The 22,844-nt window shown below is 57.5% G+C and carries 19 protein-coding genes; 8 read left to right on the top strand and 11 right to left on the bottom strand.

Translation table 11 applies throughout. The features are described from left to right. Positions 1-23: 23 nt before the first annotated feature. The gene (locus QPM17_RS15970; protein WP_285391849.1) at positions 24-989 is read left to right on the top strand and encodes a zinc-binding metallopeptidase family protein; all 966 of its coding nucleotides are present in this window, start codon (positions 24-26) and stop codon (positions 987-989) included. 90 nt (positions 990-1,079) lie between these two features. Then, positions 1,080-2,648, top strand: coding sequence for a glutamate synthase-related protein (locus tag QPM17_RS15965; RefSeq protein WP_285391848.1), 1,569 nt, complete (start codon positions 1,080-1,082; stop codon positions 2,646-2,648). On the opposite strand, the gene QPM17_RS15960 is transcribed toward QPM17_RS15965, so the two are convergent. Continuing rightward, the gene (locus tag QPM17_RS15960; protein WP_285391847.1) at positions 2,618-4,693 is read right to left on the bottom strand and encodes a dehydrogenase; all 2,076 of its coding nucleotides are present in this window, start codon (positions 4,691-4,693) and stop codon (positions 2,618-2,620) included. The two genes, QPM17_RS15965 and QPM17_RS15960, sit on opposite strands and share 31 nt — an antisense overlap. A gap of 163 nt (positions 4,694-4,856) precedes the next feature. Here QPM17_RS15960 and QPM17_RS15955 point away from each other — a divergent pair, with 163 nt between their 5' ends. After that, a complete protein-coding gene (locus QPM17_RS15955; RefSeq protein ID WP_285391845.1) occupies positions 4,857-5,873 on the top strand; it encodes a class I fructose-bisphosphate aldolase in 1,017 nt (338 codons plus the stop codon). Between the two features lie 16 nt (positions 5,874-5,889). On the opposite strand, the gene QPM17_RS15950 is transcribed toward QPM17_RS15955, so the two are convergent. From QPM17_RS15950 to QPM17_RS15920, 7 genes are all read right to left on the bottom strand, one after another. Continuing rightward, the gene (locus QPM17_RS15950; protein WP_285391844.1) at positions 5,890-6,861 is read right to left on the bottom strand and encodes a tRNA dihydrouridine synthase; all 972 of its coding nucleotides are present in this window, start codon (positions 6,859-6,861) and stop codon (positions 5,890-5,892) included. 133 nt (positions 6,862-6,994) lie between these two features. Continuing rightward, positions 6,995-9,169: a catalase/peroxidase HPI gene (katG, locus tag QPM17_RS15945; RefSeq protein ID WP_285391843.1), complete on the bottom strand. Its 2,175-nt coding sequence runs from the start codon at positions 9,167-9,169 to the stop codon at positions 6,995-6,997. A 224-nt stretch (positions 9,170-9,393) separates the two neighbouring features. Further along, positions 9,394-9,612: a DUF2835 domain-containing protein gene (locus QPM17_RS15940; RefSeq protein ID WP_285391842.1), complete on the bottom strand. Its 219-nt coding sequence runs from the start codon at positions 9,610-9,612 to the stop codon at positions 9,394-9,396. 117 nt (positions 9,613-9,729) lie between these two features. Further along, entirely contained in the window at positions 9,730-11,622 is a 1,893-nt protein-coding gene (gene htpG, locus QPM17_RS15935) for a molecular chaperone HtpG (RefSeq protein ID WP_285391841.1), read from the bottom strand. 375 nt (positions 11,623-11,997) lie between these two features. Beyond that, positions 11,998-12,432: a PaaI family thioesterase gene (locus tag QPM17_RS15930; protein ID WP_285391840.1), complete on the bottom strand. Its 435-nt coding sequence runs from the start codon at positions 12,430-12,432 to the stop codon at positions 11,998-12,000. Next, entirely contained in the window at positions 12,429-12,899 is a 471-nt protein-coding gene (locus tag QPM17_RS15925) for a PaaI family thioesterase (RefSeq protein WP_285391839.1), read from the bottom strand. The genes QPM17_RS15930 and QPM17_RS15925 overlap by 4 nt, the downstream gene beginning before the upstream one ends. Before the next feature lie 18 nt (positions 12,900-12,917). Continuing rightward, the gene (locus tag QPM17_RS15920; RefSeq protein ID WP_285391838.1) at positions 12,918-13,655 is read right to left on the bottom strand and encodes a DUF599 domain-containing protein; all 738 of its coding nucleotides are present in this window, start codon (positions 13,653-13,655) and stop codon (positions 12,918-12,920) included. A gap of 205 nt (positions 13,656-13,860) precedes the next feature. Here QPM17_RS15920 and QPM17_RS15915 point away from each other — a divergent pair, with 205 nt between their 5' ends. The 4 genes from QPM17_RS15915 (at position 13,861) to QPM17_RS15900 (ending at position 17,930) form a co-directional block, all read left to right on the top strand. Next, entirely contained in the window at positions 13,861-15,141 is a 1,281-nt protein-coding gene (locus tag QPM17_RS15915; RefSeq protein ID WP_285391837.1) for a M48 family metalloprotease, read from the top strand. 75 nt (positions 15,142-15,216) lie between these two features. After that, on the top strand, positions 15,217-15,762 hold the full coding sequence (locus tag QPM17_RS15910; RefSeq protein WP_285391836.1) for a hypothetical protein: 546 nt from the start codon (positions 15,217-15,219) through the stop codon (positions 15,760-15,762). Then, entirely contained in the window at positions 15,762-16,949 is a 1,188-nt protein-coding gene (locus QPM17_RS15905) for an iron-containing alcohol dehydrogenase (protein WP_285391835.1), read from the top strand. Before QPM17_RS15910 ends, QPM17_RS15905 begins: the two co-directional genes overlap by 1 nt. 186 nt (positions 16,950-17,135) lie before the next feature. Further along, positions 17,136-17,930, top strand: a complete 795-nt coding sequence (locus QPM17_RS15900) for a substrate-binding periplasmic protein (RefSeq protein ID WP_285391833.1) — start codon at positions 17,136-17,138, stop codon at positions 17,928-17,930. A gap of 19 nt (positions 17,931-17,949) precedes the next feature. Here QPM17_RS15900 and QPM17_RS15895 read toward each other — a convergent pair whose 3' ends face one another. Both QPM17_RS15895 and QPM17_RS15890 read right to left on the bottom strand, forming a co-directional pair. Continuing rightward, entirely contained in the window at positions 17,950-20,436 is a 2,487-nt protein-coding gene (locus QPM17_RS15895; RefSeq protein ID WP_285391832.1) for an ABC transporter permease, read from the bottom strand. Further along, entirely contained in the window at positions 20,436-21,128 is a 693-nt protein-coding gene (locus QPM17_RS15890) for an ABC transporter ATP-binding protein (protein ID WP_285391950.1), read from the bottom strand. Before QPM17_RS15890 ends, QPM17_RS15895 begins: the two co-directional genes overlap by 1 nt. A gap of 80 nt (positions 21,129-21,208) precedes the next feature. Here QPM17_RS15890 and QPM17_RS15885 point away from each other — a divergent pair, with 80 nt between their 5' ends. Continuing rightward, on the top strand, positions 21,209-21,841 hold the full coding sequence (locus QPM17_RS15885; RefSeq protein ID WP_285391831.1) for an arylesterase: 633 nt from the start codon (positions 21,209-21,211) through the stop codon (positions 21,839-21,841). 9 nt (positions 21,842-21,850) lie between these two features. On the opposite strand, the gene QPM17_RS15880 is transcribed toward QPM17_RS15885, so the two are convergent. Next, positions 21,851-22,816: a YheT family hydrolase gene (locus tag QPM17_RS15880; protein WP_285391830.1), complete on the bottom strand. Its 966-nt coding sequence runs from the start codon at positions 22,814-22,816 to the stop codon at positions 21,851-21,853. Positions 22,817-22,844 lie beyond the last annotated feature (28 nt).

Genomic DNA, 22,844 nt, shown 5'->3' with positions numbered 1-22,844 from the left:
CATTCAGCTGGAAGACTTATTCTATGCGCGTTTTCGCAAACCCCGTCGGTTCCGGCTCACTCTGGTTCGATAATCTTGCCACTGCCGACGGTACTCCCGTTGCTTACGACCCACAGGCACGGGCCTTTCTGCCCATGCCGCCCTTCTGCGCCAACCGCGATGTGATTGGATGCAACTGGATTGCGCCTGAGCAAGGGGCTTTCTGCCGTTCCTGTGCCATGACGGCATTGGCACCAGACCCATCCATTCCCAACGCAATGCCTAATTGGGCTCAAACCGAGGCGGCCAAACGTTGGGCGCTCGACAATCTGGGGCGCTGGCACTGGTTCCGCCCGGAAGACCCGGGGGCACGGCCCGTTTTCCACATGCTTGCCGAAGGGCCCACCCCGGTACCCATGGGGCATGCCCAGGGTGTGGTGACTATCAGCGTGGCCGAGGCGGATCCGGTGTTGCGCACCACCCGCCGTGAAGCACTGGAAGAGCCCTACAGGACCATGATTGGCCATATGCGCCATGAGATCTCCCATATGCTCTGGTGGCGCCTGAGCCTGCGGGAGGATTTCCTCGATGCCTTCCGTGCAATGTTTGGTGATGAGCGAATCAGCTACCCCGGGGCGCTGCAACACCACTACGAAAACGGCCCGCCGCCGGACTGGAAGCAGTATTACCTGACCAGCTACGCTTCGGCCCATCCCCATGAAGACTGGGCGGAAACGGCTGCCCACCTGTTGCACCTGACAGATCTGACCGACAGCTTTGTGGCTGCAGGCCTTACCTCTCCGGATGTTCCGGGTACCAACTGGGACCCCTATTCCGAGCCCGATGCCCAGCGTCTGATCCACATTGCCGCATCGATTGCCGTGGGCGTAAACCACGTGAATCGGTCCATGGGTCTTTCAGACCTGTACCCCTTTGTACTGTCGGATTTCGCACGCCAGAAGCTCTCGTTTGTGCACGACTGGCTTCGCAGGGGGGCCCAGGGACTCTGACCCGGTTGGCCCGCCGGGCATCCATCCCCGGCAGCCAATCCGCATACCGGATGCCAGCGTAGCTCTTGTAAACAACCAAGGAGTCGGCTTATGAGCAATCCCGTAATCGCAGACAACAAACCCAGGAAAGTCTCGTTAAAGAAGGGCGAGGAGTACCTTTTCTGCACCTGCGGACGTTCCGACGACCAGCCTTTCTGTGATGGCTCCCACGCCGACACGGATTTCACGCCCAAGAGTTTTACCCCCGACAAAGACGAGGAGGCCGTGCTGTGCCAGTGCAAACACACTCACGATGCCCCCTACTGCGACGGCACCCATCAACGGTTCAGCAAAGACCAGGTGGGAAAAGAAGGGCCCGGTAAAGATAGTGAAGACAATGGGGAAAACGGAGATTCCGATAAGGCGCCGAAGGCGAAGGCAACAACGGAGGAGCCGACCGTTGCGTTCATCCACCAACTTGCCCGGGAAGGCCTGAGCAACATGGGCCCACACGGCCCCACAACGGCGATGGGCGTTCCGCGCCATACCCTGCCCCACTGGGACGATCTGCAGCTCATGGTGGCCCAATTGGCCTCCAGGCCGCTGATGGAAGATGCGGAAGTGTCCACCGAACTGGTTATTGGCCCGGAAGCAAAGAAGCCCCTGACTCTCAGCATGCCGCTGTTTGTGTCTGACATGAGCTTCGGGGCACTGTCTGAAGAAGCCAAAATCGCGCTGGCACGGGGGGCAGAGATGGCCGGAACCGGCATCTGCTCCGGTGAAGGCGGCATATTGCCGGAAGAGCAGCAGGAGAACTCCCGCTACTTCTATGAACTCGGTAGCGCGAAGTTCGGCTATGACGAAAAAATACTGAAGCAGGTTCAGGCGTTTCACTTCAAGGGTGGTCAGGGCGCGAAAACCGGCACCGGCGGCCACCTGCCCGGCAACAAGAACACTGGCAGGATTTCCGAGGTACGAGGCATCAAGGAGGGTGAGCCTTTTACATCACCACCCACCTTTGAGGATCTGCAGTCAGTGGAAGACTTCCGGCAGTTCGCCAACCGGGTTCGGGAGATCACCGGTGGTATTCCGGTGGGTTTCAAGCTAAGTGCCAACCACATTGAACGCGATGTGCAGTTCGCCCTCGACGCCGGTGCCGATTATATCATTCTGGATGGCCGTGGCGGTGCTACCGGTGCTGCCCCGGAGATTTTCCGGGACCACATCAGCGTCCCCACTATCCCTGCACTGGCCCGGGCCCGGCGCTACCTGGATGACCATGGGGCCAGCGGCCGGGTCACTCTGATTGTGACCGGTGGTCTGCGGCTACCCATTGATTTCGTCAAGGCCATGGCTCTGGGTGCCGACGGTGTTGCCATCGCCAACAGTGCCATCCAGTCTATCGGGTGTGTCGCCGCACGGATCTGCAACACCAACAACTGTCCCGCAGGCGTCGCCACCCAGAGAAAGGACCTGCGTCAGAGGCTTGATATCGAAACGTCGTCCAGGCAGCTCAAGAACTTCCTCGAGGCGTCCGTGTCCCTGATGCAGGTCATGGCCAGAGCCTGCGGCCACGACAGCCTCAGCAAATTCAACCGGGAGGATCTGTCGACCTGGCATCGGGACATGGCCCTGTTAAGCGGGGTACGCTACGCGGGTATGGTCGACCCCTCCGCCTGAGTCTCTTCTCTGGCCGCCAGGATTCGGACACGTTCGAAATCCTCTTCGGTGAACACCCCATTCACACCGGAGATGGCGGCCAGCTTCATGCCGTGTTTCAGGCCCAGTTTGTAGATTTCCCTTACTTTTTCCCACTCTATATTCCGGCCCAGCGTAAAGTTCTCGAACCGCCCTTCCAGGGCAAGCACAATGGTTTCCGCCAGGCAGGCATAGGCAATCCCTTTGGGCAGGCCAATATCTTTCATATGGACTTCACCGGGCAGCTGGATCTCACCGGATTCAATCACCAGAACGTCCGGGCGTTTGGCTACGTCCTCTGCGGGAATATCCAGTGGCCGGGCGACGTCTGTGATCACGCAGCCGGGCTTCACTTTCATGATGTCCAGAATGCGCTTACCGGCGCCGGAGGTGGCGGTGACGATCATATCCATCTCGGACAGATCCCGTTCTGCAGAGCCGGCAACGTGTACGATCGCTCCGGGGGTTTCCTGTTCGATGCTCTCTTTAAGCGCCAGCAGTTTTGCGGGCTCTGGCGCAGCCAGGTAGATTTCCTCCACAGCCTTGGCAAGCAGGCGCGCGCAGACTGAGCCGATGGCGCCCGTCGCACCCACCACCATGGCCTTGCCGGCGGCTTTTCCGCTAGGGCCGATGTCTACCCGCCCTATTTTTTTCATCGCGTCGTGAGCCGCCCAGAGAGCGCCCGAGGCACTGTAGCTGTTGCCGGTGGTAATGGGCAACGGTGCCCGCTTTGCCACCGTGATGCCGGCATCGCCCACTACTTTGGTGAAGGCACCAAGCCCCATAATCTGGGCCCCCAGCTTTTTCGCCAGTTCCGCAGCCTGCAACAGTCTGGCGTAGGTAAACTCCGGGTCATGAGCCATGATTTCCCGGGGCGTGCCTCCCACGGTTATCAGCCAACCCTCGACTTCATCACCCGTGGGTGACCGGACGCCGGAAACCTTCGAGTAGATAAACGGCGGCGTATAGGCAACAGCCTTTTCAACCAGGTTCATCACCATGGGCGGCGACACATTGGCAATCCAGTCCAGAGGTGGCGTTTTGGTGAGGTATTGCTGCGAAAGCGGATGGATCACAAAAGCAAACCGGTTTACCCGACGATAGCCGTCCGGGTAGAGAATGCGGGGCTCGATGCCAAGGTTCTGGATGACATCCAGATAGTCGTCCGGCCCCAGTTGTCCCGGAGTCCTGGACAATGCTGCACTGATCATTGCCTCCATTACGTTGACACCGACCGGCCGGCCTTCCAGCCAGGGGCTGTAGTCCACAACCATGGCGACACGCCGGGAACGCATCCAGTCGAGGGCGGAATCAGTGACACGGGAGGTGATTACCGTCTTGCCGTCCAGTTCCTTATGGGTGAAATTCTCCAGATCTCCAATGGCCGAAACAATAACGTGAGCCTCGGAAACGGCGTGGTTCAGAGACCCTTTGACCAGTCCCTCGCCAAGCCGGTACAACGGAGTCCGCAGGATGGTCTCGACGGCTCTCACCGCTGCGGGCCGGAACATTATCGGCGCTGTGAGTGAAGTATAGGTTTCCAGCTGTTTCAATGATGTCAGCAGTCTGGGCACACCGAAATCAGTGTAGGGATCAGCAAACAACAGATTGTCGGTGTGCTCTGAAAGCGCCTTCGCAATGCGATAACCTGCCTGGCCATTCAGGAACAGCACCCGCGCGTTGTCGAAAAAATGCCCGAGCTCCGATTGAGTGTGGCGCACCGCCCATTCCTGAAGAATGGCACGCAGACCGGCGCCGGTGGTAACCGACTTGTCCGGGACACAGGCCTCCAGCCGTGCGGTGTCCGGGTGCTCAAGCTGCTCGCGCCCCACTTCGTAGTGGTCGTGAAGCATGCTGAGGCCGATAGCATCCGCCTGCGAGTGGACCGATTCGAGCACTGATTCTGCCCTGGCAAGATCGCCGTCTGTCCCGATACGGATAACACGAAAGGGCTGGCCCAGAAACTCGGTTTCCAGCTCGTAATCGTATTCGGCGGATCCCTGGCTGATACTGACGACGGTTTTCATATTCAGGCATTCCCCCTTCCTTGTTGTTATCATCTATAGACTAAATCATGGCATCTGTTTTTGCCTTAGCGCAGATCAAAATCCGGAGCGCCATTCTCCGTCTACAATGGTGATTACAGCACAAATTACGCTCAGACCGTCACAGATCAATAAGGAGCTCTCCATGACCATTCAGGAAGATCTGAACGCTACAGTCCGGGAACTGGTTCAGCCCGGCAAGGGAATTCTCGCGGCGGACGAAAGCCACCCTACCATCGCCAAGCGATTCAAGGCGGTTGGCGTTGAGTCCAGCGAAGAAAAGCGTCGCCAATACCGCAGTCTGCTGCTTGAAACGCAAGGCCTGGGCGAATACGTCAGTGGCGTTATTCTGTTTGAAGAAACCCTGGGCCAGAAGTCGGACGATGGCAAGCCACTGCCATCGGTCGCCGCCAGAGAGGGGATTGTTCCGGGTATCAAGGTGGATAAGGGCAAAGGCCCTATGGTCAATGCCCCGGGTGATGAGATTACCGAGGGCCTGGACGGGCTGGCCGAGAGGCTTGAGCATTACAAGGAGTTGGGCGCGCGGTTTGCCAAGTGGCGAAACGTTTATCATATCACCGACACCAATCCCAGCCGTGCAGCCATTGAAGCCAATGCCGAAGTTCTGGCCCGTTACGCGGCAATCTGCCAGTCCTGCGGCATTGTGCCTATCGTTGAGCCGGAAGTACTGATTGATGGCAGCCACACCATCGAGCGCTGTGCTGATGTCAGTGAGGCGGTTATCAGCGAAGTCTTCAGGGCCCTGCAGCGCCACCGTGTTGAACTGGAAACCATGATTCTCAAGCCCAGCATGGTTACTCCTGGTAAAGCCACCGGCCATAAGGCCAGCCCCGAGGAAGTGGCAGAACACACCCTGCGGGTGTTTCGAAGAGTGGTTCCAGCGGCGGTCCCCGGCATCAATTTCCTCTCCGGCGGCCAGACACCCGAGGAGGCAACCCTGAACCTTAACGCCATGAACAGCGGCAACTCACTGCCATGGGTACTGAGCTTCTCATACGGCCGCGCCCTTCAGGAGCCCGCACAAAAGGCCTGGGCGGGAATTTCCTCTAACCGGACCTCTGCCCAGAATGCACTGCTGAAACGGGCAAAGCTCAACAGCCTGGCGACCCTGGGGCATTATTCAGCGGATATGGAAGGCTGACCCTAAGGGGCAGCCTTCAGGCTGCGCGGGGCCCGGCCACCGCTATCGGCTTCTCCAGGCAGGCCAGCATGGGCGCCACCTGGCGAATCTTGCGAGCTTCCGGCCAGAGGGCTTCGGCTTCGGCAAAACCCTGGCGCAGGAAGTTGAGCCACTGCTTGATGCGGCCTGTTACATAGCGGTCTTCCAGCCAGCCCTGCAGAACGGTGGCATATTCACGCACCAGAGCCACAGCTTCCGGCCAGGTCATGTCCGTTATGGTCTCGCCCTGCTGGCTTGCCTTGATCTGCCGCGCCAGGTCCGGCCGTGCAATCAGGCCCCGGCCAATCATCACATCGTCACACCCGGACACTTCCCGGCATCGCCAGTAGTCCGCCACGGTCCAGATTTCACCGTTGGCAATGATGTGAGTGTCAACCGCTTCCCGGGCCCTGGCAATTTCCTCCCAGTAGGCCGGGGGCTTGTAGCCATCCACCTTGCTGCGGGCATGGATGACAATTTCTTCAGCACCGGCCGCTTCCAGTGCCTGGGCACAGGCGACGCCCATGGAGCGGTCGTCATAGCCCAGCCGCATTTTTGCGGTAACCGGCACGCTCTCGGGCACAGCCTGGCGAACAGCGGCCACAATTTCGTGCATCAGCTCTGGCTCGCGCATCAGCACGCAGCCACCCTTGTGTTTGTTCACGGTTTTGGCAGGACAGCCGAAATTGATGTCGACCTGGGTTGCCCCCAGTTCGGCGGCTTTTACTCCGTGGCGCGCCATCTGGTGTGGGTCTGAGCCGAGAAGCTGAACGGCCACCGGCGTGCCCACTTCCGTCAGTGACTGGTTATGCAGTTCCGGGGCGTATTTGTAGAACACTCGCGGCGGCAGCATGCCGTGGGTAACGCGAATGAATTCGGTGACGCACCGGTCAATCCCGCCGACTCTGGTCAGGGTTTCACGGATAGGTGCATCGACCAGCCCTTCCATCGGGGCGAGGATAATTCGCATAAGTGCTCCAGCAAAAACGAGATATGTTCAGATCAAGGCTGATCAAAAATCAGGCGAGGCGGATTGTAAGTAATTTGGCGGGAAGTTGGTAGCTGGGCACCCCGTCACCGGGATGCCCTTTCGTTGGCAGGGTTTATTTAGCGTCGAAACGGTCCGCGTTCATGACTTTGGTCCAGGCGGACACGAAGTCCTTCACAAACTTCTCTTCGTTGTCGTCCTGGGCGTACACCTCTGAATAGGCACGCAGGATGGAATTGGAACCGAACACCAGATCAACACGGGTCGCGGTGAACTTGGTGTTGCCGTTCTTGCGATCCACAATATTGTAGGAGTTCTTTCCGGTAGACTCCCAAGCATTCGCCATGTCCGTCAGGTTCACGAAGAAGTCATTGGTCAGTTGGCCAACACGGTCGGTGAAAACACCGTGCGTGGTACCACCATGGTTGGTGCCCAGCACCCGCATACCACCGATCAGGACAGTCATTTCCGGCGCAGTCAGCCCCAACAGCTGGGCGCGGTCCAGAAGCATTTCTTCCGGTTTGACCACGTAGTCCTTCTTCTGCCAGTTGCGGAAGCCATCGGCCAGCGGTTCCAGCGGCTCGAAGGAGTCGGCGTCGGTCATCTCATCCGTTGCGTCACCACGGCCTTTGAGGAACGGCACATGAACTTCATGTCCGGCAGCCTTTGCAGCCATCTCGATGCCCAGGTTACCACCCAGAACAATCACGTCCGCTATGCTGGCACCCGTGTCGGCGGAGACCTTCTCGTAGGCTTTCAGCACTTTCGCCAGGCGATCCGGCTCATTGCCTTCCCAGCTTTTCTGGGGAGCCAGCCTGATGCGGGCACCATTGGCGCCACCGCGCATATCTGAACCCCGGAAGGTACGGGCGCTGTCCCAAGCCGTAGAGACGAGCTCGTTAATGCTAAGGCCGGCCTCGGCGATCTTCTCTTTGACCACTTCTTCGATGTAGTTGGTCTCGCCCTGGGGCACCGGATCCTGCCAGATCAGATCTTCCGACGGCACATCCGGACCGATGTAACGGGACTTCGGGCCCATATCCCGGTGAGTCAGCTTGAACCAGGCGCGTGCGAAACAGTCCTTGAAATACTCCGGATCTGCCATGAATTTCTCGCAGATTGCGCGGTACTTCGGATCCACCTTCATGGCCATATCCGCATCCGTCATCATCGGATTACGGCGCACGGAAGGGTCGGTTGAATCAACCGGCTTGTCTTCTTCCTTGATATCGACGGGCTCCCACTGGTTCGCGCCAGCCGGGCTCTTTGTCAGTTCCCACTCGTAACCGAACAGCAGGTCGAAGTAACCCATGTCGAACTGGGTCGGGTTGGTGGTCCAGGCGCCTTCGAGGCCTGAAGAAACGGCATTGGTCGCTTTGCCTTTCAGGTTCGGGTTGTGCCAGCCAAGCCCCTGTTCATGAACATCAGCGCCTTCAGGCTCTGGCCCAAGTGCTTCCGCATCGCCGTTACCGTGGGTTTTACCTACGGTGTGCCCACCGGCGGTCAGTGCTGCGGTCTCTTCGTCATCCATTGCCATACGGGCAAAAGTCATGCGAACCTGCTCGGCCGATTTCTGCGGGTCAGATACACCGTTCACACCTTCAGGGTTCACATAAATCAGACCCATCTGGACTGCGGCGAGAGGATTTTCCATGGTGTCAGGCTTCTCGACATCCTCATACCGGCTGTCAGACGGCGCCAGCCACTCTTTTTCTGCGCCCCAGTAAATGTCCTTCTCCGGATGCCAGATGTCCGCACGGCCGTAGGAGAAGCCGAACGTCTTGAGGCCAAAGGATTCGTAGGCGACATTGCCAGCCAGAATAAACAGATCGGCCCAGCTTACCTTGTTGCCATACTTTTTCTTGAGCGGCCACAGCAGACGCCGCGCCTTGTCCAGGCTTACGTTGTCGGGCCAGGAGTTAATCGGGGCAAATCGCTGGTTGCCGGTACCGGCACCGCCACGCCCGTCAGCTATACGATAAGTACCGGCAGCGTGCCATGCCAGGCGGATCATCAGACCGCCGTAATGCCCCCAGTCCGCAGGCCACCATTCCTGGCTGTTGGTCATCAGCTCGTGCATGTCTTTTTCGAGTGCTTCGTAGTCGAGCTTTTTGACCTCTTCCCGATAGTCGAAATCCTCCCCCAGCGGATTGGTCTTTCTGTCGTGCTGATGCAGTATGTCCAGATTCAGGTTTTCCGGCCACCAGTTGGCAGACACATCGGCTTTTTCCTGGGTATTGGACCCATGCATGACCGGGCACTTTCCGCCTGAGCTATTGTTCTCTGTCATTTCTCTCTCCTGATTCGGTTTGGCAAAACGACACTACATTTACGTGAGCAACCCTAACTATAGGTCAAATAAACTGCTCTGCTCTGAGGATTTATTATGTCCTGGATAGCGTATGCCTATTGAGTTCCGGGAGACCGCAAAAGCCACTCTCCCGTTTACGGAGCGCAGACAGGTTCGGTGGACTGATTCGCCAGAATCCGGTGCAACCGGGGTGGCCTGAAAGGTCAGATTCTTTCTATGGACGTGAACTTCCCGGCATCGTCGAACAGAATGCGGAAGCTTCCCTGAATACCATCACGGAGATAGAAGCGTGAAAGGATACGGGCCGGGAAACGGACAGAACGTCCATCCCGGGCCGTGGTACGGACATCAGTGGCAACGCCCTGATAGAGCTTTATCCACTCATCAGGGCTGATATCGACGTCCACAATTATCTGCTGCATGGCACCTTTACAGTCGTAACAGTCGTAGGTCGGATTAGGCGAAGCCGTAATCCGACACTACATTCGGCTCGGTTGTCGGATTACGGCTTCGCCTAATCCGACCTACACTGCCTTGCTTTAGTTAGCCAGTTCCAGCAGCAGACGGTTCAGGCGGCTGACATAGGCACCGGGATCAGGCAGCTGCTCACCACTGGCCAGGGTCGCCTGGTCCAGCAATACCGCAGACAGTTCCTTGAAGCGGTCTTCGCCCTGCTCCTTCTCAAGGCGCTGCACGAGCGGGTGCTCCACATTGACTTCGAAAATCGGCTTGCTATCGGGCACTTTCTGGCCGGCAGCTTCCATGATTTTCTTCATCTGGGCCCCCATATCAAAGTCGGCCACCACCAGGCAGGCTGGTGAATCAGTCAGGCGATTGGTGACGCGCACTTCCTGCACCCGATCCCCGAGGGCCGTCTTGATGCGCTCCAGCAGCTCCTTGTGCTCCTCTGCAGCCTCTTCCTTATGCTTCTTGTCTTCCTCGGTTTCCACTTCGCCAAGATCAAGATCACCCCGGGCAACGTCCTGGAACTGCTTTCCGTCGTACTCGTTCAGGTAGCCCATCATCCACTCATCAATCCGGTCAGAGAGGATCAGTACCTCAATGCCCTTCTTGCGGAACACCTCCAGGTGCGGGCTGCTCTTGGCCGCCATGAAGTTGTCAGCGGTGATGTAGTAGATCTTGTTCTGGCCTTCTTTCATGCGGCCGATGTAGTCGTCAAGAGACACCGTCTGCGCCTGTTCACCGGTATGGGTGGATGCAAAACGCAGCAGACCGGCGATCTTCTCACGGTTGCTGAAGTCTTCCGCCGGGCCTTCTTTCAGCACGGTGCCAAACTCGTCCCAGAACTGCTGGTACTTCTCAGGCTCTTTTTTCGCGAGTTTGGAGAGCATGTCCAGAACCCGCTTGGTGACGGCAGTGCGAATGCTGTCCACGGTGCTGTCGTTCTGAAGGATTTCGCGGGAGACGTTCAGTGACAGATCGTTGGAGTCAATCACACCCTTGGTGAAACGCAGGTAGAGCGGCAGGAACTGCTCGGCATCATCCATGATGAACACGCGCTGCACATACAGTTTCAAACCACGGGGCGCTTCGCGATTATAGAGATCAAACGGCGCGCGGCCCGGGATGTACAGCAGGCTGGTGTAATCCAGCTTGCCTTCCACTTTGTTGTGGGACCAGGTCAGCGGGTCTTCAAAGTCATGGGAGATGTGCTTGTAGAACTCCTTGTACTCCTCGTCCTTGATCTCGCTGCGGGACAGGGTCCACAGGGCAGTGGCGTCGTTGACGGTCTCGTACTTGTCCTTTTCGCCTTCCTCTTCGGATTCTGATTTCATGACCACCGGGAACGAGATATGGTCAGAGTACTTCTTCACCAGGTTGCGCAGGCGGAAGCCATCAGCAAACTCCTTGGCGTCGTCCTTCAGATGCAGAACGATTCTGGTGCCGCGTTCTTCCAGGTCCACGTTCTCGATAGTGAACTCACCGTCGCCTTTGGATTCCCAGTGAACACCCTCTTCAACCGGCGCACCGGCGCGACGGGTGAAGACTTCCACAGCATCCGCCACGATGAAGGATGAATAGAAACCGACACCAAACTGGCCAATCAGCCTGCTGTCTTTCTTCTCATCGCCGGAAAGCTGCTTGAGGAATTCAGCGGTGCCAGAGCGGGCAATAGTGCCCAGGTTCTGAACCACATCATCACGGGTCATGCCGATGCCGTTATCGGTCAGAGTAACGGTGTTTTTGTCGGCATCGTAATCCAGGCGAATCTTCAGATCCGGATCATTCTCGAACAGGCTGTCATCTTTGAGTGCAGCAAAGCGGAGTTTATCTTCCGCATCCGAGGCGTTTGAGATCAGCTCACGAAGGAAAATCTCCTTGTTGGAGTACAGGGAATTGATCATCAGGTTAAGCAGTTGCTTAACTTCCGTCTGAAAACCCAGAGTTTCTTTTTGCGATTCAACCGTCATGGCTTATTTTGTCTCCTGCTGTGTTTGCTTCGGTGGAGCGGTGCGGCTGGGTACTTCTTTCCAAAACACGCTGTGAATACGTCCATGTAAGCTCCGCTCCGCCATCCATGGCTCCGCAGGGTTTTGGAAAGAAGTACCCAGCCACACCGCCCGACTGTTGAGTAATATCGATTCCTGCACGGAGCCTGGGCGAGCAGTTGGGGATGGGTTTACGAAACCGTGCGGAGCCATGGATGGCGGAGCCCGAGCCGCACAGGGACGTCTCGAGGCGTGTATCGTAAACCCATCCCCAACTGCTCGCCTGCACCAATGCCTGAATTGTTAGGACCAGAAATGGGGTTAGACCGGGGCATTTCAACCCCCGACAGGCTGAATTCAGTCTTCCAGCAGGAAGTGCGCCCGGGCCGTTGCGATGGGCTGGGAACGGGATTTCTGCCAGGCAGTGATCATCACGTTGGCCACGCGATTGCCCTGGCGGGTGAGCTGGCACTCGGCAAAGGTTTCCCGGTTCAGCCCGGCTCGCAGGTAATCCAGGGAGAAGTCCACAATACGGGGCATACGCAGGGTTTCCTGGGACATCATCAGGTAGATAATTGCGGACAGCTCCATAAAGCCACCGATTACGCCCCCGTGAATAGCCGGTAGTACCGGGTTCCCCAGGTTTTCTTCCTTTTTCGGCAGGCGGAAAATCAGATCATCACCGAAGCGGTCGCATTCCAGACCGATAAAGCGCGCGTAGGGAATGCTCTCAAGCATGCGAGAGAAATCACCGGTTTCCTGGGTGTAGCGAAGGATTTCCGGGTTCGTCATTTTGTGTCTCCGTCGATCAGCTCACGGAAAGACTTGGGCATTGCCTCCTTGCCAATCCTCATGAAAGTGCCAACACAGTTGGCGATGGTCTCGCCAGGGTCCTGGAAAGCCTCACAGCGGGTAAAAATGATATTGCGGGTAACCCTGTAGGTTTCAGCGCGGGCATATACCGGCTTATGGGGTTCGGCCGGGCGCATGTAATCCACTCTCAGATCCAGCGTGGGGCACAGCTCGAAATCTTCCAGGGCACACATAATGACCGAACCAGAAGCAGTATCCATCAACGTGGTGATGGCGCCACCATGGATCACGCCGGTGTCCGGGTTGCCGATAATACGGTCACTGTACGGCAGGCACAGAGTCAGTTGTCCCTTCTTTGCCGACGTCACTGTCAGGCCCAGTTCACGACACTGGTTGAGGGTCGCTATAAAACGGCGAACCCGGTCCATTCTCATGGCATTGTTCATAAAGTCTGGCTCGTCAGATCAGCTTCGGGTTTCTTTATCGGTTTCCTGCCTGGATGGTGGTTCCTCGAATACCTTACCCGAACGCAGTGCCTGTAAGGCAGCGGAACGGAACTCCCGGCGGTACAGGATGATCACAGTCAGGGTAGAGGCGCCCATGAACACAACGGGATGGATGAACCAGGACACCACGGCCAGCGCATAGTAGTAGGAGCGCAGACCCAGGTTGAAAGCATCTCCAGCCATGTTGCAGACATTGCCGGCGCTTCTGGCGAATGCCTCCCTTGAGGCCGGGCTGGCCTTGGTGTCGGAGGGAAGCGGCGCACTGCCAATCAGTACCGCCACGAAATTGTACATCCGCATCGACCAGGTAAACTTGAAGAAGGCGTAAATGAAGATAACCATCAACACCAACATGCGCATTTCCCAGATTTCACGGCTGGGCAGGGTTCCGAACGGCATGGTGCTGAACACTTCCATCACTTCCTGTGTATAGCCCAGGGCTGTGATAATACCCGCTACAATCAATAGGCAACTGGACGCAAAAAAAGCACCGTTGCGCTCCAGATTGCCCACCACGGACGCATCCGAGATGCGGTTTTCCCGCTTCAGCATCACCCGCATCCAGTCTTCACGGTACAGGTCCAGCGTATTTGACAGGCATGGTCGCTCGTTCGCCTTGCGTTTGGAGTACTCGGTGTAACCGAGCCAACAAATGAGAAACCAGACGAGTGCAATCAGTTCCAGGTAAATACCCATGAAGGGATTCCGGGTGTTGATGAACAATAGAAGAGTAATAGCCAATGATGATAACGCAACGGGGGAGCAGCCTCCACACGCCTGGCGTTTCGCTGTGGTAACACCGTACAGAACGGGGATATGGTATAAACGTAGCAACGCTCGCAGAAGGCGGCGAAGGCAATCGAAAACGTCGCCCAGGGACATCGACCAAGGAGTTTTATCCGTGAACATTCACGCTGGATTACGTTACCTCACCGTTATTGTTGCACTCGCGATTCTTTCAGGGTGTTCCGTTAATCCGGTTACCGGAGAAAAACAGCTTTCGCTGATCCCGGAAAGCCAGGAACTGTCGATCGGCAGTGAACAGTACAAGCCCACCCAGCAAACCCAGGGCGGCCAGTTTTACCTGGACCCAGAACTGAACCTGTACGTCAGTGAAGTGGGCCAGAAGCTGGCTGACGTGAGTGATCGACCCGACCTCCCCTATGAATTTGTGGTGCTGAACAGCAGCGTGCCCAATGCCTGGGCCCTGCCCGGTGGCAAGATTGCCATTAACCGGGGACTACTGATGGAGCTGGATGATGAAGCCCAGCTCGCCTCGATTCTCGGCCATGAGATTGTCCATGCCGCCGCACGCCATAGTGTCCAGCGCATGCAGCAAGGCATGCTGATCAGCGCCGGCGTAGCCGGGCTGGGGTTTGCCCTGTCGGATAACGAATGGGCCGGACTGATCATGGGTGGCGCAGCCATGGGCGCCCAGCTTGCTCTTGCACAGTACAGCCAGGCAGACGAGCTCGAGTCAGACCATTATGGCATTCGCTACATGAAAGAAGCTGGCTATGACCCACAGGCGGCCGTGGAACTGCAGGAAATCTTTGTACGGCTTTCCGAGAACCGCAATACCAGTTTTATAGAGGGCATGTTCGCCACTCACCCACCCTCCAGGAAGCGCGTGCGTGAGAATCAGGAGTTGGTGAACGAGATCGGCGCTGGCGGTTACCGTGGCCGGGAAACCTACCAGAAAAAACTCGCCTTTCTACGCAGCCGGCAGCCCGCCTACGATGCCCATGATGAAGCGATGAAGCTGGCAAGCGATGACAAGTTTGACCAGGCACTTGCCAAGGTAAACGAAGCCATCAGGATCGAGCCAGAGGAAGCAGCGTTCTACTCCCTTCGCGGTCGCATCCACAAGGCACAGGACAATCCGGGGAAAGCCGAAGCCGACTTTGACAAGGCCACATCCCTCTATCCGGAGATGTTCACCTACCAGCTCTACAGTGGCCTGAACGCCCTTGAGCTGAGCAAACTGGACAAAGCGAGACAGCGGCTGAACAAGGCCAATGAAACAGTCCCGACCTCTATTGCCTATTTACGCCTCGGGGATATCGCGGTGAAACAGGGTCGCCGGAACGATGCAATCCAGTATTACAGCACCGCAGCAGAGGCTCAGGGGCAGGTTGCACAGGAGGCGAGACAGAAGCTGGCCCAACTGACGCAGAATTGATGTCATCGTCCGCATTGACTTTTAGAGCAATAACTCTAAAAATCAGGGTAATCATACAACAACCGGACGATTGCCATGCTCGCGAAACGTATCCAGCCGATGGTCTTCCAAGCCCGCCGGCTTTATGTGGAGCTGATGTTCCAGGTCATGGGGCGTGCGCTTCAGGCCGTCAGTGAAATTGACGCTGATGTACAGAAGGAAGCCCGGGCCCTGCCTACGGGCTTCCTGTTTGAGATGATGGTGATGCCGAACGGCTCCCGTCTCATTGTGGAGCACCTGGGTGACGGCTGCTTCCACTACCACGGCGACTCGGCACCCCGGCCGGTGAACCTGTCCATTCAGTTCAAGCACATCGTTCATGCCTTTCTGGTGCTCTCCTTTCAGGAAAAAACATCGGTGGCTTTTGCCAATGACAGAATGCTGGTGGACGGGGATATCAGCTACGCCATCCGGATGACCCGGATTCTGAACCGGCTTGAGACCTTTATTCTTCCCAAGCTCGTGGCCAAGCGGGCGGTGAAGGAATACCCCTCAAATCTGCACCTGCCCGAGAAGCTTCTCAGTGCAGCCCGCATTTACCTCAAGGTAGCAACCAATTTTGTCGAGACGGTGAGAACATAATGACCAATCAATACTACGAATTTTTCTGCCCGGTTAAGGTAATCGCCGGCAAGGCGGCACTGGAACACATTCCCTATGAACTGACCGGCCTGGGTGCCAAGCGCCCGATGATCGTGACCGACAAGGGCGTGCGTGCTGCCGGCCTTCTCGATCCCGTGATTGCCGCCTGTGAGGAAAGCGGGCTGGAAATCATCAGCATTTACGATGATGTGCCCCCGGACTCTTCCACCGGTGTGGTCAAGGATATTGCGGGGATCTATCGCCGCGAGAAATGCGATTCACTGATTGCCGTGGGCGGCGGTTCCGCCATTGATACCGCCAAGGCTGTGAATATTCTGGTGTCTGAAGGAGGCGACAACATAGCCGAATACAGCGGCGCCGGCATCATCAAGCACCCGTTGAAGCCGTTCCTGGTGGTTCCAACCACCGCCGGCACTGGCTCTGAAGTCACATCCGTCGCAGTGATTACCGACACTGCCAAGTCAGTGAAACTGCCATTCACATCGTCGTTTCTACTGCCCAACGCTGCAGTAATTGACCCGCGGATGACCCTGACACTGCCGCCGCATATTACTGCCGCCACCGCCATGGATGCCATGACCCATGCCACGGAAGCCTTCACCTGCATGGCCAAGAACCCGCTCAGTGATGCCTACGCAACCGCAGCAATCAAGAAAATCAGCGGCTCACTGTTGAAGGTTATGGATAATCCCAAGGACAGCGATGGCCGGCTGGAGCTGGCACAGGCGTCCACCATGGCTGGCATTGCCTTTTCCAACTCCATGGTTGGGCTGGTTCATGCGCTTGGTCATGCAACTGGCGCTATCTGCCATCTACCCCATGGCCTGTGCATGAGCCTGTACCTGCCTTATGTACTGGAATACAACCTTGAGTCCATTCGGCAACCGCTGGGCGAACTCCTGCTCTACCTTGAAGGCCCGGAGGTCTATTCCGCCACACCATCAAGCCGCCGGGCGGAGGCCAGCATTTCCGCCCTCCGCAAGCTACGTGACGAACTCCACAAGCGTTGTAAGCTACCCCGCACGCTGAAAGAAACCGGTAGCGTGGAGGAGCATCAACTGGACACCATCGCCGAACTGGCCATGGACGACGGGTCCATGATGTTCAATCCGAAAGAAGTCACTTTGGACGACGCGCGCGCGGTTCTGAAGAAGGCCTGGGCCTGACCCCATGGCCCCGACCCCCGTTGTCGTCGGGGTGTCGGGGCCATAGCGGCTCCGGGAACTCAGACACTTTGCTGCAAAACATTCTCCCCAAATCCTTGAAATCAACACCGGAAAAAGTGACAATTCTTCCTGCTGGCAGGGATGTAGCCGGGTTAGTTCTTTATTTGAAATCAGAGCCTCGCATCTATGCGCAACGCATCATCCACCCGGCCACTGCCGATTACCCTCGCGTCATTGACACTCCTTGTCTATTCCCTGTTCGGAACAGGCGCTCTCACCGCAGAGGAGGCCTCCTCACAGGAAGATGAGCGGGTTTTCCGGTTCAATGTATCTCCCAATGGCTATCCGCCCTATCTGATCAGCGAGAATGGGAAGCAGTCCGGCATTATGTGGGATGTAGTCACCGCGATTGCGGACCGGCTGGATTACCGGGTCATTCCCGAAAAGATCCCCCGCAAGCGTGTTGACCAGATGATTATTGAAGGCTATATCGACGGCACAACCCGGGCCAGGGAGTGGACCAAAAACGCTGACAATTTCATCTTTACCGATCCAGTGGTGAGTATCGAGGAAGTATTGTTTGTGCCCAGGGACTCGAACCTGGAATTTGAATCACCTGAAGACCTCTTCTCACTGACGCTGGTCACCCATCTCGGCTACCACTATCCTGCGCTGGAGCCCCACTTCCAGGCTGGCCGGATCACCCGTTTTGATGTTTCCAGGGATAGGGACATGTTCAGATACGTGCTCCATGGCGACGACCTGGATGCCGCCGTTGCTGACCGCCTTGTCGGCAGATGGATTCTGCTGAACGAGGGCATGCAGGACGACTTCCGAACCACGTCGACAGCACTGAGCGAATACGGCTTCAGATTGATGCTCAGAAAAGACTGGGCAGACTTTGCCGAATCTTTCGACCGCGAACTTCAAGCCATGCGGGAGAGCGGCGAGCTGGACGAGATTCTGGCCAACTACCGCTAACTCCCTGGCCAGACAATGATTATTCCAGGCGCCGTAGCAAAAGCATCGGCGACACGCTCAACACTGGCTTGAGCTGCCAGCGGCCAAAAAGCGCCAGCACCAGCGCGCTGAGCAGTGGAATAGGCAGGATAGCCTGCCAGTGCCAGCGGAACTCCCCTTCAAACATCCGGAACTGCAGCGCCCAGACAGCACCTTCGGCCGCTGCAACCCCCAGGATGCCGGCAAAGAACCCCAGCAGGGCAAACTCCAGCATGGTGCTTCTCACCAGCAACGACTGCCTGCCACCGAGGGTTCGCAGCAGCGCGCCTTCCCGCTGTCGGTCCTGCATGGTGGCGCTGACCACCGCCGCCATCACTACCAGGGCTGCCGCCAGAATCAATGCCAGTATTGCTTCGATTGCCTGCGTTACCTGGCGCACGATTTCCTGGATACGTTCAATCACGTGGTCAATCTCCAGGACGGAAACGGTAGGGAACCGACGGGAAAAGTCGTTAAGTTCGCTTTTTTTGTCTGCAGGCAGGTAAAACGCGGTTATCCAGGTAGCCGGCATGTCTTCCAGCCCACCACCTGGCGGAAACGCCATGTAGAAATTCGGCTTCATGCTGTCCCACTGGACCGTACGGATGCTGGTCACGGTCTCCGTTACCTTGTCCGATCCGATAGTGAATCCAAGCTCGTCCCCCACTTGAACCCCGAGTTTGCCGGCCAACTCTGCCTCGATGGAAACACCGTCTGTCTGGCCCTCCTGGAACCACTCTCCCGCCACGATCTCGTTATCTTCGGGCAGTTCCTCCATCCAGGTCAGGTTGAGTTCGCGGTTCAGGGCGCCCACCCGCTCTTCCTTGGTCACCGCTTCTTTCACTGGCTGACCGTTCATTTCCGTAAGCCGGCCACGGACCATGGGGTACAGTTGCTCCAGAGGATGCCCACGCTCGGCCCAGAACCTGTCCACATCATCCACCGCTTGTGGAGAAATATTGATCAGAAAGTGGTTTGGTGTATCCTCCGGCAATTGCGCCTGCCAGTCGTCCAGCAGGGACGTTCTGACCAGAATCAGAGTTGCCGCCAGCATCAGCGTCATGGCAAACACGGCGATCTGAGACAGACTGGCGCGGCGATGCCGGTACAGACCGACCAGAGCCAGCCGCCAGGCATTTCCGCCGCCACTGATTCTGCGCAGCGTGCTCACCAACAGCCACCCCAGCAACGCAAGCGTGCCAAGCAACAGAACCAGGCCACCCAACAACGATAGCACCAGAGAAACTTCCCTGGCGTACATCCACACCAGGCCGAAAATCGCTATGACTGCAATTGCAAGATCGGGAATAGCCTCGCGGCCCGATTCACCTGGCTGACTTCGCAACACCCGCATGGCCGGCACGTTGCGCAATCTCCGAATCGGAGGGTAGGCAAAGGCAAACAGGGACACCAGCGCCGTCAGAAGCGCCGGTGCCAGTGCGTTGGGGTCCAGTTGATAGTCGATCTGCTGTTCCAGCACATCACCCAGCACACTGGACAGCAGCCAGTACAGCGGCAGAGCCACCAGAAGCCCTCCGAAGGCTCCAACGATGCCCCAAAGCGCCAGCCGCCGGAGGTACAACCGGCCAATCCCTTTGCTGCTTACACCCAGAGTTTTTAGCAGGGCAACGGTATCCCTCTGCGACAGCGCATACTGGCGGCTGGCCACCGCCACGGCAACAGCCGCCAGCATTACCGCCAGACTGCCACCGAGTAGCAGAAACCGCTCGGCCCGCTCGAGGGACCGGGAGAAGGTCTCGCCATCGCGCACACCCTCCCATTCATGGCTGGGTTCCAGTTGTGGTTTCAGCCAGCGGTAATAATCGTTGAGGACAGACTCTTCCCCGGCAAACAGGTACACATACTCCACGCGGCTGCCTTCCTGAATCACGCCGGTGGGCTCCACATCGTCCACGTGCATCATCACCCGGGGAGCCAGCGATGACATGCGGAACCCGCCATCCGGTTCCCGGACCAGCAGCCCGGAAATGGTCAGCTCATGGTTACCCACTTCCAGGCTGTCGCCCAGTTCAAGTTCCAGTAATCGCAACAGGCGCGGGTTGATCCAGGCCTCGCCGCGGCCGGGCCCATGGGCGACGGTCTGTCTCGGTGCATCCGCGCCTTCCTGATATTCAACCTCGCCACGCAGCGGGTACTGGTCATTAACGGCTTTTACCGACACCAGCTGGAAATTGCCAGCGCCAAAGACCATGGTGGAAAACTCGATCATGCGGGCGGTTTCCAGACCCTGCGCCTCCGCTTCCTGCATCCAGGCTTCAGGGATTGGGCGGCCGTTTTCCGCTTCCAGTTGTCGGTCCGCGGCCAGGAAGGAACTGGCGGATGTCACCAGAGTACGCTGCAACTGGCTGGCAAACAGGGCAATGGTGGCGACGGTAGCAACGGCGATAATCAACGCCGACAGAACAACCCGAACATCCCTTTCACGCCAGTCACGTTTGACCGACATCAGTTTCTTCGATGCCGCCATCAGTTCACCACTTCCGGCTGCTGTTCCATGGACGGCTCAGTGAGAACGCCCGCCTCAATGTTGAACTGCCGCCCACAGCGGGCCGCAAGCCGCTCATCGTGGGTGACCATGACCAGCGTAGTCCCCTGCTCCCGGTTCAGGGTCATCAACAGGTCGGATACATCCGCGCCGGTGCGGTTATCCAGATTGCCCGTGGGTTCGTCCGCAAACAGAATGGACGGTTCCGAGGCGAAGGCCCGGGCGATGGCAACACGCTGCTGTTCGCCGCCCGAGAGCTGTCTCGGGGTATGATAGAGCCGCTCGCCAAGGCCGACACGCTCCAGCAGTTCCCGTGCCTTTACTTTGGGTGAGTCAAAACCGCCCAGTTCCAGTGGCAACATGACATTTTCAAGCGCCGTCAGTGCCGGCAATAACTGGAAAGACTGGAAAACAAAGCCAACCCTGCGGGATCTGAGTTTTGCACGCTCATCCTCTGTGAGCTGGCTGATCACGGAACCATCCAGCTCGACTGTCCCCTCCGAGGGTGTGTCCAGCCCCGCCAACAGGCCCAGCAAGGTGGTCTTGCCTGAGCCAGAGCGCCCCACGATCGCAACGGATTCACCACGGTTGATTTCCAGACTGACCCCCTGCAAGATCGTCAGCGTATCTGTCTCAAGGCTGACTTTATGTGTCAGGTTACTGACCTTCAGCATGGGGCGCTGACTATCCGGTTTGTGATCACTTAGGTCGCTCACGGGCTCTCCACCACGGTTGTATTGGAAACATATCCTGTATGCATACGGTATTTTTACGTCTCAGATCAATACTTTTCCTCGCTTTAATTTGTGTCGGTGTGCAAGCACAAGCCGCCCGGAACACGCTGATGATTGTAGGTGACAGTCTCAGTGCAGCCTACGGCGTGCAGACCGAGGAAGCCTGGGTGACGCTGCTGAAGGAGCGGCTTGACGAGGAAGGTCTGGACCAATGGCAGGTGGTGAATGCCAGCATCAGTGGCGAAACCACCGACGGCGGCCTGCGTCGCCTGCCCCAATTGCTGGATAAAAACGACCCGGATGTTGTCATCATTGAACTGGGCGGCAATGACGGACTTCGTGGATTTCCCCCGGGTGTCATCCGCAAGAACCTCGCCAGTATGATCGAACAGGTGAATGAAACAGGGGCCCGGGCTTTGCTGATAGGGATGCAGATTCCCCCGAATTATGGCCAGCGCTATACCCGTGCTTTCGCTGACATCTACCCGGAATTGGCGCAGGAACACGATACAGAACTGGTTCCCTTTTTCCTGGAAGGGATCTACGACCAGGAAGACATGATGCAGGGTGATGACATTCACCCGACGGCCGAGGCCCAGGGTCAGCTGCTGGACAACGTCTGGCCTGTGCTGGAGCCAATGCTGCGCCAGTAAGCCCCTGCGTTATGCCAGTAGCGCCGCGGCATGTGCGACGGCCCGGCGCTCGGACCAGTAATAGCCGTCCAGGGCATGCTCGACAAAACCCACATGCCCGCCCCAACGAGGTGACTCCAGCCGGACATGTGCTCCCAGTTGCAGGCGGGATTCGGGGAAGCACTTTCTGGACAGGAACGGATCGTCGGCGGCATTAACGATCAGCGAAGGCACACGAATGTCTTTCAGTTTCCATAGTGCGGAACAGCTGGCCCAGTAATCCTGCGCATCCCGGAAACCATGCAACGGCGCGGTGTAGCGGTCGTCAAACTCATGGAAGCTGCGAATATTGTCAAAACCTTCGAGATCAATAAGATCGGGGAAAAGCCTTGATTTCTCTTCTATCTTCTCCCGCAGGTCCCGCAGAAAGCGCTGCATGTAGATACGACGGCTGGGCAGGGCCAGGGTATCGGCACTGCCAGCCAGATCGCAGGGCACAGAGTATGTGACGGCGCCGCAAATGCGGCTGTCCACCTGCTCTGACTGCTGCCCCAGATAGAGCAGGGTCAGATTTCCCCCCATACTGAAACCGGAGAGGAATGCCGTTTTATAGCCCTTGCCCAACCCGTGCCGGACCACCCGGTCCAGATCTGCGGTAGCACCGCTATGATAGAAGCGGGGTTGAAGGTTCATCACCCCGCCACAGGAGCGAAAATTCCAGGCCAGCACGTCCCAGCCGTCATTCAACAGCGCACGCGCCAGCCCAAGCATATATGGGCGCTGGCTATTCCCTTCCAGGCCATGGGACAATACCGCCAGCCGATCACTACCCTGGCGGTACCAGTCGAGATGTAGTTCGTCATCGTCATCGGTGGGCAATACCTCCCGTTCCGGCTCCGCAATTATCACGTTGCGGAACAGCGTCGGCCATACCGATTGAATATGGCCGTTACGCAGCCAGAGCGGTGGTTTGTAATCCAAAGACCGGTAGTACAAAATTTAACCTTTCAATTCATGGGGTTGA

Origin of the sequence: Marinobacter azerbaijanicus (assembly GCF_030250645.1) — a bacterium.
Classification (GTDB): Bacteria; Pseudomonadota; Gammaproteobacteria; order Pseudomonadales; family Oleiphilaceae; genus Marinobacter; species Marinobacter azerbaijanicus.
This window is presented reverse-complemented; position numbering and strand designations above follow the sequence as displayed.